The sequence below is a fragment of the Janthinobacterium violaceinigrum genome, assembly GCF_009208555.1.
Taxonomy (GTDB): domain Bacteria; phylum Pseudomonadota; class Gammaproteobacteria; order Burkholderiales; family Burkholderiaceae_D; genus Janthinobacterium; species Janthinobacterium violaceinigrum.
In genome coordinates this window covers 22,243-35,582 of sequence record NZ_WFLI01000026.1, presented here as the reverse complement: position 1 = coordinate 35,582, position 13,340 = coordinate 22,243, and the positions used below count along the sequence as shown (strand labels likewise).

The window sequence follows — 13,340 nt, the reverse complement described above, 5'->3', positions numbered from 1 at the left end:
ACTAATGCGTGTGCGCGGCGCCGCTGGCGCTGCTGCCGGCCTGTCCCGTCATGGGCACGTGTTCGGGCGGCATGCCGTCCTTGAACAATTGACGCAGTTGCTGGCGCAGTTCCGGCGTGTCGTGGTGATGGTGTACCGAGACGGCGTGTTCCACGGCTATGCCCAGCAGTTCCTCCTCGCTGTCGGCCGAGATGGCCACCGAGCAATGCGTGTCGCTTGGAAATTCCCGGCAATCGATGAATTTGCGCGTCATGATCGACTCCTTTCTGCATGGCGCGGGCACCGTGCCCGCTCCATTCAGTATAGGCCGCAAACCCGCCAGGCCTAGGCCGCGCGGCTCTCGCCAGCCGCTTCCTCGTCCAGGCGCTGCACGGCGCTGCCGCCCTGTGCCTGAGGCGCCGCAGCGGCGGGAAAATCATCGACCTGGATCAGGCCATCGACCAGGCGGGCAAATTCCAGCAAGGTGTTGTGTTCCTGGCAGCTGACGGAGCTTGTCGCCTTGGCCGAAGCCAGCCACTGCTGCATGGCGTGCAGGCTTTGCGGCAGGTGCCTGAGAGCCGCCCCTTCGGGCGTGTCTTTCAGGCGTTTTTCGATGTGCAGCACGTCCGGCAGCAAGGCCAGTGCCCGCTCGGCGCAGGCCAGCGGATCGCCGCCGTGGCTGCCCTCGCTGGCGACATGGCCGTCGGCCAGCAGGCGCTCGCGGTCGGCGCCCGGTGTTTGCAGGGCCAGCGCCACCTCGCTGCCCAGTTCGTCCGAGGGCGGACGATGGGGCAGGCCGAAGGGGAACAGCAGCGTGCGCAGCAGCACCGCCAGCACGCGCGCGGGGAAATTGTCCAGCACGCCCGTCAAGCCTTGCTGCGCCTTGAGCAGCGCATCCTGCAGCGACCAGTGCACATAGGGCAGGTCGGCTGGCGGACGCCCATCGTCCTCGTAGCGCTTGAGCACGGACGACGCCAGGTACAGTTGCGCCAGCACATCGCCCAGCCGGGCGGACAGCCGTTCGCGTCGCTTGAGTTCGCCACCGAGCACGAACATCGACATATCCGTCATGACGGCAAAGGCCGTCGACAGCCGCGTCAGGGCGCGGTAGTAGGGAGCCATCGCGGGCGCGCCGGCGCCGGGCACGGCCGCCAGGCGCGCGCCGCCCAGTCCGTACCACAGCCCTCTGGCCAGGTTGCCCAGCACAAAGCCCACGTGGCCAAAGAAAGCCGCATCGAAATCGCGCAGGGCCTTGCGGCCGTCGCTTTCGCTGACGGCGGCCATTTCCTTGAGCACGTACGGGTGTGCGCGGATGGCGCCCTGGCCGAAGATGATCAGGCTGCGCGTGAGGATGTTGGCCCCTTCCACCGTGATGGCGATGGGGATCTGCTGGTAGGCGCTGGCCAGGAAATTGCCGGGGCCGATGCAGATGCCCTTGCCGCCCAGGATATCCATGCCGTCATTGACGAGCGCGCGTCCCCGTTCCGTGACGTGGTATTTGACGATGGCGGAAATGACGGCCGGTTTTTCGCCCAGGTCGACGGCGTGCGCGGCCAGGGTGCGCGCCGCGTCCATCAGGTACAGGTTGGCGCCCATGCGGGCCAGCGCTTCCTGCACTCCTTCGAACTTGCCGATGGGCATGTTGAACTGGCGCCGCACGGCCGCATACGCGCCGGTGCCGCGCACGGCCATCTTGCCCATGCCCACGCTGGACGAGGGCAGCGAAATGGCGCGCCCGGCCGCCAGGCATTCCATCAGCATGCGCCAACCTTTTCCCACTTGCGCCTGGCCGCCGATGACCCAGTCGATGGGAATGAAGACGTCGTGGCCCGACGTGGGCCCGTTCTGGAAGGCGGCATTGAGCGGATGGTGGCGCCGGCCGATCACCACGCCGTCGTGGCTGGCGGGAATCAGTGCGCACGTGATGCCCGGTGCATCGTTGTCGGACAGCAAATGGTCGGGATCGCTGGTCTGGAATGCCAGGCCCAGCAAGGTGGCCACGGGCGCCAGGGTGATGTAGCGCTTGTTCCAGGTGAGGCGGAAACCCAGGGTTGGTCTCCCCTCATGCATGCCCATGCACGCCACGCCCAGGTCGGGAATGGCGGCCGCGTCGGAACCCGCATACGGGCTGGTGAGCGCAAAGCAGGGGATCTCCGTGCCGGCGGCCAGGCGCGGCAGGTAGTAATCCTTCTGTTCTTCGGTGCCGTAGTGCAGCAGCAGTTCGGCCGGCCCCAGCGAATTGGGCACCATCACGGTCACCGCCAGCGCCGAGCAGCGGCTCGACAGCTTCATCACCACTTGCGAATGCATGTAGGCGGAGAATTGCTTGCCGCCGTATTGTTTCGGGATGATCATGCCGAGGAAGCCTTGCGCCTTCAGGTAGTCCCAGGCCCGGGGCGGCAAGTCGAGTGTCTGCTGGGTTTCCCAGTCGTCGACCAGTTCGCACAGCCGCTCGACGTCGTGCTCGAGAAAGTGGCGCTCCTCGGCGCTGAGCGCGGCCGGTCCATAGGCCAGCAGCCTGGGCCAGTCGGGCCGGCCGGAAAATAGCTGGGCATCCCACCACGTGGTGCCCGCCTCGAGGGCGTCGCGCTCCGTGCCGGACATGGTGGGCAGGATGCGCTTGAACAGCGCGAGCAGGTGCGGCGTAATCAGGGCGCGGCGCACGGGGGCGACGGCGAACAGTAAAGCCAGGCCCAGCAGGGCCACCAGCAGAGCAATCTTGAGCATGCGATATCTCCCTGTTTAATAGCTACAGGGTAGGCCGATCTGGCGAACGTTACTGTGCGGTACAGCGCATACGGACGAAGCCCGCCAGCGTGACAGTACCGAGGAAAAAAGCCAGGCCAAGGTTGGCTTTTTTTTTCATGGCTTGCCGAATGCTTGCTGGCCCGGGGCGCAATTGAACTGCCGGCGCAAGGACTTGTCCAACAAGGACCGGCTTACTGCGCGCTTTCCATGGAGGCCACGGTATCGAAAATAGGCGCGAGCGCGCTTTCCATGGCGCCGGCGGTAGCGTCGCCGCTCTGGTTGGTGATGATGTAGACCCCGAGCTGATATTGGGGAACGATATAGGCGTAGCCTTGCGCACGCGGCACGCCGCCATGGTGTACATAATGCGTGCCCAGCTGGCGGTTCGTGCCGATGTTCCAGAAGTAACCTATGCTGAAGTCGTCCTGAAAGCGTACCAGCGGCTTGTGCGATTCGGCGACCGCGGGATGGGCGCTCAATTGCAGGCGCAGGTATTTCGCCATGTCCGGCATGGTCGACTTCAGGTTGCCGGCCGCCCCCCAGGGCAGTTGCGGCATCGGTGTCGTGATGACGGGATTGTCGCTGTGGTAGCCGGGCGCCAGCCGGCCGCTATCCTTGGCTGCGAGGCTCAGCCTGGTATCGTGCATGCCGGCTTCGCGCGCGAGCAATTGCGTGAGCAGGACTTCATAGGGCATGCCGTAGATGGTTTCGAGAACGTGCGCAACGAGTTCGGTACCGGCGCTTGAATATGCGTAGTCCTTGCCCAGCGGACCGTTGAGGCTGACTGTGTGCAAGTCCTGCCAGAATTGCCGTTGTCCGTAGCCGGCGTAGGCGGCATTGAGCTTTGCCGGCGTGGCGTGCGCCGTGAAATCCTTCAATACGGTGTTCACCTGCAGTGGCAGCATGCCCGGCATATTGCTCGTGTGCGTGATCAAGTGGCGCAAGCGCACGGGCTGCCCCTGCGACTGCAGGTTCGGGTAGGCGGCCGGCAGGTACTTTTGTATGGGATCGTCGAGCGACGCCTTCCCGTCGAGCACGGCGTTCGCCAGCAGCAGGCCCGCAAAAGTCTTGCTGACTGAGCCGATTTCATACAGCGTCGCATCGTTCGGCGGATTGGCTTTGCCGGTCTCCAGCTCGCCTTGATGCAGAATGAATTCCTGGCCCCGGTAAACGACGGCAATCGAAGTCGCGTGCAGCAGTTTCGACTGCAGCAGGGTGGTCGCGGTCTCGCTCATTGCCGCAGGAATATCATGCGCAGGTGCCGTGGCTGCGGGCTTGCAAGCAGCCAGCAGCAGTGTCATTCCAGTTATGATTGCGGCGAGTTTTGTCATCATGCGCACCATCCAGGGGGGATGGGGCATTTTCGCACAAGGGATTCAGCGGCGGCAGAAAAAAGTCGCGCGTAGGGTGTTGCGGCGGTGCCGGACAAAAAAAACGCCACCCGAAGGTGGCGTTTTTTTTAATTCTTGGTGGCCCGGGGCGGAATCGAACCACCGACACAAGGATTTTCAATCCTCTGCTCTACCGACTGAGCTACCAGGCCAAGGCGGCGAATTATAGCAGAAAGAGATTCCACCTGACCAGAGGAAGCTGTGTTCAAATGCAACAGATGGCCAAAACATGGTGTTTTGGCATCCATATGCGACATGGGGATACGGCGATGCAAGGACGTGATGGCGTGCAGTGGCTGGCGGTGGCCGGCTTGTTCAGTATGGTGTGCGGAACGGCGCGGGCCGATGGCCTGGCCGATTTGAATGCGGCGCTGGCGCGCTTGCAGGGACTCTCGCCCGTCAAGGCCCAGGTGGAATCGAAAAGCTGGCGCAAGGAGGGCGAGGGCAAGGAGGCGGAAGAGGATAGCGGCCAGGCCACGGTGGCTGTCGAGAGCGGGCCGGCGGGTTTGCAAGTGCTCTACGGCAAGGATTTGCTGGCAAAAGTGGAAGCCGAGCAGCGCGCCAAGGTGAAAGACCCGAAGGTCAAGACGCCAATCGGCTTTGCGCTGGGAGAAATGAAGGCGACGGAGTTGCGGGCCATGGTGTCGGCGGCGGGCGCCCTGTCGCGCGAAATCGATGAAGCCGTGTTCAGCAGCGAGAAGGCCGACAGCTACAAGGGCAAGCCGGCGCGCCTGCTCAGCTTCACCTTGTCGCTCGACAAGGTGCCGGAAAAGGACCGCAAATATGTGAAGAAGTTCGACGGCGGCATCGAGGTGTGGATCGCCGCCGACGGCACGCCGCTGGCCAGCCAGTTCCATATCGACGTCAGCGGGCGCGCCTTTGTCGTCGTCAGCTTTACGCAAAAGACGGACGAGACGCGCCAATATGGCGTGCAAGGCGACCGTTTATTGTTGTTGCGCAAGGAGAGCCGGAACACCACTTCGGGCGCGGGCGAGAAAGTGGAAAGCAAGATCGTGAAGACCTTGCAATTGCAGTCTTGACTGAACCGTTACAGCACCTCACAAGCCGCTGAACCAGCGGCTTTTTTTACATGGCCGAGCTGCCGCCCAGGCCGCTCTTTTGCAGCACGCAGCGTCCCGCCTGGCACGTGGCGCCCGGGTCCGTGACGATGGAGCAGGTGGACATCATGCCATCCGCTTGCTGCTGCTTGCGGCTCGCCTCGGCGTGCGCCTGGACCAAGGCCTTGAGTTTCTTGCCGTCATTTTCCTTGCTGGACCAGGCCAGGTAGCGCTCGGGCCCGCCGCAGGCCTTGGCGCCGATGGCGATGGTCTGGCATTGCTGGGTGGAATCGCAGGCAGCGTTGCCCGCTTCCGCCTGGATTTGCGCCAGCAAGCCGGCATTGCCGGGGGCGGGCGCCGCATCTTGTGCGGGAGGGCTGCCGCAGGCACTGGTGGCCAGTAGCACGATGGCGGCGCAGGCGGCGCGCAGCAGCGGTAACAGGGTGGGGGAGGTTGGCGTGTGCATGCCCTCATCATGTGCCACGCTTGCCCAAATGGCAAGCACGATTCGTCGGTTGGCCTATCCTTGATCCCGGTCATTTTCATTATCAACTCGTCAAAGTTAATATAAATCAACATCCAATCTGCGATGTACGGGTGGCAACCGGGCCGGCGTGCTGCATTCCCCCGCCGGCGCGTGCCGCCGATTCGGGAATGTTTCCAGGAGTTAGACCATGCGCCGCACCTTATCCCCCTTCCTCTTCCTCGCCAGCCTGACTTTCGGCAACGTGCTGCACGCCGCCGAAAGGGAACCGATCCAGCCGATCACGGCCGCCAAGGTGGCCAATCCGGCGATGGTCGAGCTGGGCAAAAAACTGTTTTTCGACCCGCGCCTGTCGCGTTCCGGCTTTATTTCCTGCAATAGCTGCCATAACCTGAGCATGGGCGGCACCGATAACATCAAGACCTCGATCGGCCACAACTGGCAGCGCGGCCCTATCAATTCGCCCACGGTGCTCAATTCCAGCATGAACGTGGCGCAATTCTGGGATGGCCGCGCCAAGGACTTGCAGGAGCAGGCGGGCGGCCCCATCGCCAATCCCGGCGAAATGGCGTTCACGCACGAGCTGGCCATCGACGTGCTGGCCTCGATTCCCGCCTACCGCGCGGAATTCAGACAGGTGTTTGGCCAGGACAAGCTGACCATCGAGCAAGTCACGCGCGCCATCGCCGCCTTCGAGGAAGTGTTGGTGACGCCCGGCTCCCGCTTTGACCAATGGCTGTCGGGCAAGAAAAGCGCGCTGACGAAAGACGAGCTGGCCGGCTACCAGTTATTTAAATCGAGCGGCTGCATCGCCTGTCACAACGGCCCCGCCGTGGGCGGCAACACCTTCCAGAAAATGGGTGTCGTCGAGCCGTACAAGACGGCGATGACGGCGGAGGGACGTTCGGCCGTGACGGGCAAGGATGGGGACCGTTTCAACTTCAAGGTACCCACCCTGCGCAACGTGGAATTGACGTATCCCTACTTCCACGATGGCGAGGCGGCCACCCTGACGCAAGCCGTCGACGTGATGGGCCGGCTGCAGCTGGGCCGCACCTTTACGCCGGACGAGAACGCCAAGCTGGTGGCCTTCCTGAAGACCTTGACGGGCAAGCAGCCGCACATCGTGCTGCCGGTCCTGCCGCCATCGTCGGATTCGACGCCGCGGCCCCTGCCGTTTGACTGAGTGATTGCCTGGCGGTTGTTTGGGGTCAGACCCCCAACACAGTTAACGCAAAGCTTGACGCTAGCGCAGGCGGGGGTCTGACCCCAGTTTTTACTTCAGCGTGCGCTGGAATAATTGGTAAATCCGCCGGTACTCGTCATACCACGCTTCCGGCTGCACGAAGCCGTGGCGCTCCATCGGATAGCTGGCCATTTCCCAGTTATCCTTTTTCAGCTCGATCAGGCGCTGCGACAGGCGCACGGAATCCTGGTAAAACACGTTGTCGTCGATCATGCCGTGGGCGATCAGCAGGTTGCCCGTCAGCTTGTCCGCGTATTCGATCGGCGACGAGACTCGATACGCTTGCGGATCGACGTCCGGCGTGTTCAGGATGTTGGCCGTGTACTCGTGGTTATACGTCGTCCAGTCCGTCACGGGACGCAGCGCGGCGCCCGACTTGAAGACGTCCGGCGCGCGCATCAGGGCCATCAGGCTCATGAAGCCGCCGTAGCTGCCGCCATAGATGCCCACGTTCTGGATGTCGCCCTGGTGCTGCTGTGCCAGCCAATTGGCGCCGTCGATGAAATCTTCCAGTTCCGGGTGGCCCATCTGGCGGTAGATGGCCGTGCGCCAGGCGCTGCCGTACCCGAGCGAGGCGCGGTAGTCGACGTCGAGCACGATGTAGCCTTGCTCCACCAGCAGGTTGTGGAACATCTGCTCGCGGAAATACACGGGGTAGCGTTCGGTCACGTTCTGCAGGTAGCCGGCGCCGTGGGCGAACATGACGATGGGATATTTCTTGCCTGCTTCCAGCTGGGCTGGACGGTACAGCTTGGCCCAGATGGGCGCCGCGCCATGCGTGGACGGCACTTGCACCAGTTCCGGCATGACCCAGTTGCGGGCCTTGAAGGCTTCGCTGCGCGTATCGGTGAGGAGATTGGCCTTGCCGCCCGAGACGGCCACCGTGGCCAGCTGGGCCGGCATATAGCTGGTCGAATAGCGCAGCAGCAGCTTGCCGCCGTCGGGCGACAGGCCGAAGTTTTCCACGCCTTTCAGCTGCGTGATTTCGCGCGCGCCGCCGTCCTTGGCCGTGCTGGCGCACACTTCATACGTGCCCGGCGCCTGCGGGTTGCACATGAAGTAAGCATGCTTGCCGTCGCGGCTCCATTCCACATTGCTCACTTCCCACTTGCCGCTGGTCAAAGCGCGCGCGGGGGCCGCGCCCGTCTTCGCGTACAGGTGGGCGTAGCCGCTTTCCTCGGACAGATACCACAGGGTGGCGTTGTCGGGCAGCCAGCCGAATTCGTCGGCGCGGCGGTTGACCCAGGCCGTGTCGCTGACGCGGTGCACGGGCACGAGGGCGCCATTGGCCAGGTCGACATTGGCGATCCAGCGGTCCTTGTTGTCGATGGCGCGGATGCGCACGGCCACCTTGGAACCGTCGTCGGTCCAGGCGATGCCGTCGCGCTGGGCGTCGACGCGCACGGGACGGTTGCCTTTCAGCGGCGGCAGCTTCTGTTCGGCACGCAGCGAGGCCAGCGGGTCGGTGGCGATGCCGGGCAGATTGTCGACAGCGATCTCGCGCACCTGGCCCGTGCGCAGGTCGGCCAGCTTCAGGCTTTGCGCGATGGGCATGTTGCGGCCCACGCGCGTGCGCTCGTCGTCCGCTTCCGGGTAGCCCGTTTCCGTGATGTAGCGGGCCAGCTTGCCCAGCTTGCCCTTCTCGGCTGCCTTGTCTTGCGTGACGAACAGCAGCCAGCGGCCGTCCGGCGACAGGGCGCTGCCGGAAATGGTGACTTTCTCGCCCAGGTAGATCGGCTCCGGCGCGCGCGTGCTGTCCAGGCGGCGCTCTTCGTGGCGGCGCTCGCGGCTCGTGTCGCGGTCTTCCTTCTGGCGCGCCAGGTTGACGATCAGGCGCAGTTGCAGTTCGCGCAGGGCATCCGCTTCCGGCTTGGCGTCCGGGTCCTTGGCCGCGCGCAGCAGGGCGACGGGGGCGCTCAGGCGGTCAAGCCGGTTCCAGCTGAACCAGTCGGTGCCGCTGCGGTATTGCACGGCGCCGCCGTCGCTCGAGTATTGCGGGTCGCTGATGGCGGAGACGCCGCGCGTGATCTGCGTCAGGGCGCCGCTTTTCAGGTCGCGCTCGAACAAGTCGCCGTTGCGCAGCAGGATGGCGCGCGTGCCGGTCCGGTTGACGACCATTTGCTGGCCATCGAGGTTGGCCAGTTGCGCGTCGTCGATTTTCTTGCCGCTATTGAGTCTGGCGTTCGCGCCGGCGACCTGGAACGTGTCGCGCAGGGGCGAACCGAGGCGCTTCTGCTTGTAATACAGCTGGCCATTCCAGCCCCACCATGCCGCTTCGACGGGCGTGCCGATCCAGTCGGGATCGGCCATGGCCTGGTCCAGGGTGATGGGCGTGGGCGCGGTGGTGGAAGGGGCCGCATGGGCGGCGGGCAGGGCGGCGGCCAACAGGGTGAGCAGAAGGGGACGGGCCAACAGGGGAAGAACCAGACGCATCGGAGATCACTTTACAGGAAAGGCGGTGAAGGTGCAGGGCGACAAGGCCGGTATTCTAGCGGAGGAGTTTCGTGGGGGAAATGCCGTAAAGCTAATGCCGGCCGGCCAGCCAGGCCATGAAGTCGGGCAGGGGCATGGGCCGCGCATACAGATAGCCCTGCAAGCCGTCGCAATCGTGGGCGATCAGGAAGTCGGCCTGCTCCTGCGTTTCCACGCCTTCGGCCACCACGCGCAAGCCCAGGTGGCGCGCCATGGCCAGTATTGCTTGCACGATGGCCGTGTCGCGCGGCGTGTCGTCGATGAAGCGCTTGTCGATCTTCAGTTCGTACAGCGGCATTGAGGTCAGGTAGGCGAGGCTGGAATAGCCGGTGCCGAAATCGTCGATGGAAAAGCGGATGCCCAGGGCCGCCAGGTCGCGCATGCGCGCCAGCGAGGCGTCGCGCTGGTCGATCAGCAAGCCTTCCGTCAGTTCCAGGATCAGGGCGCCGGCCGGCGTGCCGTACTCGGCCAGCGCCGCTTGCACGCGGGCGGCGAAATCGGGCTGGCGGAACTGGGCCGGGCTGACGTTGGCCGAGACGGCGACGGGCGAGCCCGCCTGCGCCAGCAGGCTGGCGGCGCGGCACGCTTCGCGCAGGGCCCAGTGGCCCAGCCTGACGATCAGCCCCGATTCCTCGGCGATGGGAATGAACACGCCCGGTGCGATCTGCGTGCCGTCTGCCTGCGGCCAGCGCATCAGCATTTCGGCGCCCGACACCCGGCCGTGGCGGTCGACCTGTGGCTGCACGTGCATGCGCAATTCGCCCGTGTCGAGGGCGCGCGCCAGCGCCCGTTCCAGGGTCAGGCGGCGCTCCACGCCCGCCTGCATGGCCGCTTCAAAGAAGGCGATGCCGTTGCGTCCTTCCGCCTTGGCGCGGTACATGGCGATATCCGCCTCGCGCAGCAGGTCGTGCGCCTGCTGGCCCGCTTTCGGCAGCAGGGTCACGCCGATGCTGGCGCTGCAATGATACGACTGCGCGCCGATCTCGAAGTCGCGCGCGATGGCGGCGCGGATCTTTTCGGCCACCTGGGCTGCCGCATGGGCGGCGCCGTGCAGGTCTTCGGCCAGGTGCGCCAGCAGCACGACGAATTCGTCGCCGCCCAGGCGCGCCACCGTGTCGGCCTTGCGCATCAGCTGTGCCAGCCGTTCTCCTGCCAGGCGCAGCAGCGCGTCGCCCGTGGCGTGGCCGCGCGCGTCGTTGATGTGCTTGAAGTGGTCGAGGTCGATGAACATCAGCGCGCTGATCTGCCGGTTGCGCGGGGCGGCGGCCAGCAGGTGGGCGATGCGGTCCATCAGCAGGCGCCGGTTGGGCAAGCCCGTCAGCACGTCATAGAAGGCCAGGCGGTGGATGGCCGCCTCCGATTTCTTGCGCTCGTCGATTTCGCGCTCGACGGCTACCCAGTGCGTCTGCCTGCCGTCCGCATCCGTAAACGGCACCAGTTCCGCTTCTACCCAGTAGGCCTTGCCGGCCTTGTTGTAGTTCAGCAGTTCCGCCCGGGCCGGCTGGGCGCTGGCCAGGGCGGCGGCGATGCGCGCCAGTTCGCCCGCATCGGTGGCGGGGCCCTGCTGGAACAGCAGGCTGCGGCCCAGCACCTCGGCGCGCGCATAGCCGCTGCTGCGCTCGAAAGCGTCGTTGACGAAGATGATGCGCGTGGCCGGCACCGCGCCGGGGCTGGGCGGCGCAGCGGCCACTTCGGCGATCATCACCATGTCGTTCAGGCGGGCGACGGCCGTGGCCGTCAAGCGCAGCTCCGCATTGAGCGCCGACAGGACGACGCTGCTGTGTTCCAGCGACAGTGCGCTGGCTTGCAGGCGGTCCAGTGCGTGCTCCAGGTGGCGCAGCAGGAAGGCGCAGGACAGGGTCAGCACGGCCGCGATGAACAGGTAGTTCAAGGCGATGATCAGCGCGCGCAGCACGGGCGAGTCGGGCACGCCGTGCATGTGCAGGGCCACGTCCGGATGCAGGCCCAGCACGAACAGGGTCAGCGAGGTCAGCGCCAGGCCCCACAGGGCCGGTTGCATGCCCAGCAACAATGCGGCCAGCACGGGGATGACCATCATGTAGATCTGGCTGATGGGGCCGATTTTCAGCAGCAGGCCGACGCCGACGATGTAGGCGATCAACAGGAATTGCGCCACCCGCCAGCGGTAGGGCGCTGTCCGCCAGTACCAGATGGCGGCGACCCAGGCGATGGCCAGCACGTCGAGGATGACTATGGACCAGATAGCTTCGCGCGCGGCCAGCAGGGCGCTGGGAATGGCCGTGACAATGCCCAGCACCAGCACCGCCTGGAGCAGGCGCGCAAAAATCTGGCCGCGCCAGTGCGCGAGATCGTTCGACGCCGCCACGCTGCCGTCCTTTCACCAGGGAACTGTGTTGCCGAGCTGAACAGTATGGAAAAATATTACGCGCTATCGTTCAACATGTCATCTTGATCATTCGGCATGATTGCCCGGCCTGGCTTCCTGCCATGGGCGAAAAAAAACGCCAGCTTCAAGGCTGGCGTTGCAGGCGGTGCGTGCGGTGCTTATTTTTTCGGTGCGCTCAGGCATTCCTTCATGAAGGCCTTGCGGGCATCGCCCTTCATGTCCTTGGCGTCGGCATTGCAGGTTTTCATCTTGTTTTGCTGCGTCATGGCCGGTGCCGGCTTGGCGCTCAGGCATTCTTTCATGAACGACTTGCGCTCATCGCCTTTCTTGCCGGCGGCGTCGGCATTGCAGGTGGTCATTTTCGACTGTTGCGCCGTCTTGGCGGCAGGGGCCGCTTCCGGTGCGGCGGCAAAGGCGGTGCTGGCAAACGCGGCAGCGATGCAGAGGGCGATTAATTGTTTCATGGCAAATCCTTGTAGACGCAGGCGATGGAAGGGACATGCAATCGGCAACGCATTGCCGATATGCAGAACGTAACTAACTATATGACATTTATCAACAAGATTTCCAATCGAGTGTGTCTTTTTGTTACTGCCACGCGTACGGCGTCCACCGGCGGGGCCGGGCAGGCATTCTGCGGCGGCAGCAGCCCTGTTTTTTGCTATGCTAGCGTCTTTCCACCGGCCGATGCCGCTGCCTTGGCCGGCGCACCCTCAATACGGAGTAGTTATGGTCTCGTTGCAAGAGCAGTTTTTAAAGGCCGGCCTGGTCGACAAGAAAAAGGTCAAACTGGCCAACCAGGACAAGAGCAAGCAAAAGAAGGACGAGCGCAAGAGCGGCACGCAAAGTGTCGACGAGGTGCGCCTGGCCGCGCTCGAGACCCAGCGCAAGAACGCCGAGCGGGCGCGTGAACTGAACGCCCAGCGCGACGCGGCCGCGAACCAGAAAGCCATCGTGGCGCAGATCGCGCAAATGGTGCAAAAGAACCGCCAGAGCAAGGGTAACAACGGCGACGTGCCGTACAACTTCACGTTCAACAACAAGATCGAGCGCATCTACGTGACGGCCGCCGTGCAAGCCCACCTGGTGGCGGGCCGCCTGGTGATCGTCTGCCTGGGCGGCGCCGTGGAACTGGTGCCGCGCATCATCGCCGACAAGATCGCCGAACGCGACCCCGCCATCGTCGTGCGCGTCAAACAGGCCAGCACCGAAGTGGACGAGGACGATCCATACGCGGCGTTCCAGATTCCCGATGATTTGATGTGGTAAGAGGGGGATGGTCCGGCGCCAGGTGCGCCGGATGATGGTAGCGAGCGGGCCGGAAACGGCCCGTTTTTGCGTGGCGCACGAACGGCGCCACAAACAAAAACGCCACCCGAAGGTGGCGTTTTTGAACGTAAAACATATTCTTGGTGGCCCGGGGCGGAATCGAACCACCGACACAAGGATTTTCAATCCTCTGCTCTACCGACTGAGCTACCAGGCCAAGGTGGCGAATTATAGCAGACCAAAACGGGAATGCAAGAGCCTGCCGCGAATTTCCCTCGATTTCCTGCCTGCTCGTTGCCTTATTTGCTCGTGGCTCAAATATGAT

General features: G+C 64.2%; 10 protein-coding genes and 2 tRNA genes. 3 read left to right on the top strand and 9 right to left on the bottom strand.

Going from position 1 to position 13,340, the window contains the following annotated elements:
- Position 1: 1 nt before the first annotated feature.
- From GCN75_RS20020 to GCN75_RS20005, 4 genes are all read right to left on the bottom strand, one after another.
- A complete protein-coding gene (locus GCN75_RS20020; protein ID WP_152283975.1) occupies positions 2 to 253 on the bottom strand; it encodes a DUF1059 domain-containing protein in 252 nt (83 codons plus the stop codon).
- A 71-nt stretch (positions 254 to 324) separates the two neighbouring features.
- Entirely contained in the window at positions 325 to 2,706 is a 2,382-nt protein-coding gene (locus GCN75_RS20015) for an acyl-CoA dehydrogenase (RefSeq protein WP_152283974.1), read from the bottom strand.
- Between the two features lie 212 nt (positions 2,707 to 2,918).
- Positions 2,919 to 3,962, bottom strand: a complete 1,044-nt coding sequence (locus GCN75_RS20010) for a serine hydrolase domain-containing protein (protein WP_226941482.1) — start codon at positions 3,960 to 3,962, stop codon at positions 2,919 to 2,921.
- A 232-nt stretch (positions 3,963 to 4,194) separates the two neighbouring features.
- Positions 4,195 to 4,270 (bottom strand) — tRNA-Phe (locus tag GCN75_RS20005).
- 117 nt (positions 4,271 to 4,387) lie between these two features.
- Between GCN75_RS20005 and GCN75_RS20000 the strand changes: the two genes are divergently transcribed.
- The gene (locus tag GCN75_RS20000) at positions 4,388 to 5,158 is read left to right on the top strand and encodes a hypothetical protein (RefSeq protein WP_152283973.1); all 771 of its coding nucleotides are present in this window, start codon (positions 4,388 to 4,390) and stop codon (positions 5,156 to 5,158) included.
- A 46-nt stretch (positions 5,159 to 5,204) separates the two neighbouring features.
- On the opposite strand, the gene GCN75_RS19995 is transcribed toward GCN75_RS20000, so the two are convergent.
- Positions 5,205 to 5,642, bottom strand: a complete 438-nt coding sequence (locus GCN75_RS19995) for a hypothetical protein (protein ID WP_152283972.1) — start codon at positions 5,640 to 5,642, stop codon at positions 5,205 to 5,207.
- A gap of 208 nt (positions 5,643 to 5,850) precedes the next feature.
- Here GCN75_RS19995 and GCN75_RS19990 point away from each other — a divergent pair, with 208 nt between their 5' ends.
- A complete protein-coding gene (locus tag GCN75_RS19990) occupies positions 5,851 to 6,846 on the top strand; it encodes a cytochrome-c peroxidase (RefSeq protein WP_152283971.1) in 996 nt (331 codons plus the stop codon).
- A gap of 90 nt (positions 6,847 to 6,936) precedes the next feature.
- Here GCN75_RS19990 and GCN75_RS19985 read toward each other — a convergent pair whose 3' ends face one another.
- The 3 genes from GCN75_RS19985 to GCN75_RS19975 form a co-directional block, all read right to left on the bottom strand.
- Complete coding sequence (locus GCN75_RS19985; RefSeq protein ID WP_226941481.1) at positions 6,937 to 9,339, bottom strand: S9 family peptidase; 2,403 nt, start codon at positions 9,337 to 9,339, stop codon at positions 6,937 to 6,939.
- Positions 9,340 to 9,430: 91 nt separating this feature from the next.
- A complete protein-coding gene (locus GCN75_RS19980; protein ID WP_152283970.1) occupies positions 9,431 to 11,725 on the bottom strand; it encodes a putative bifunctional diguanylate cyclase/phosphodiesterase in 2,295 nt (764 codons plus the stop codon).
- Between the two features lie 179 nt (positions 11,726 to 11,904).
- Positions 11,905 to 12,210 carry a PsiF family protein gene (locus GCN75_RS19975; RefSeq protein WP_152283969.1) on the bottom strand — a complete coding sequence of 102 codons (306 nt, stop codon included), beginning with the start codon at positions 12,208 to 12,210 and terminating at the stop codon, positions 11,905 to 11,907.
- Positions 12,211 to 12,475: 265 nt separating this feature from the next.
- Between GCN75_RS19975 and GCN75_RS19970 the strand changes: the two genes are divergently transcribed.
- Positions 12,476 to 13,015 (top strand): DUF2058 domain-containing protein, encoded by a 540-nt coding sequence (locus tag GCN75_RS19970; RefSeq protein ID WP_034753528.1) that lies wholly within the window; start codon positions 12,476 to 12,478, stop codon positions 13,013 to 13,015.
- Between the two features lie 141 nt (positions 13,016 to 13,156).
- On the opposite strand, the gene GCN75_RS19965 is transcribed toward GCN75_RS19970, so the two are convergent.
- Positions 13,157 to 13,232, bottom strand: a tRNA-Phe gene (locus GCN75_RS19965).
- Positions 13,233 to 13,340: the final 108 nt, after the last annotated feature.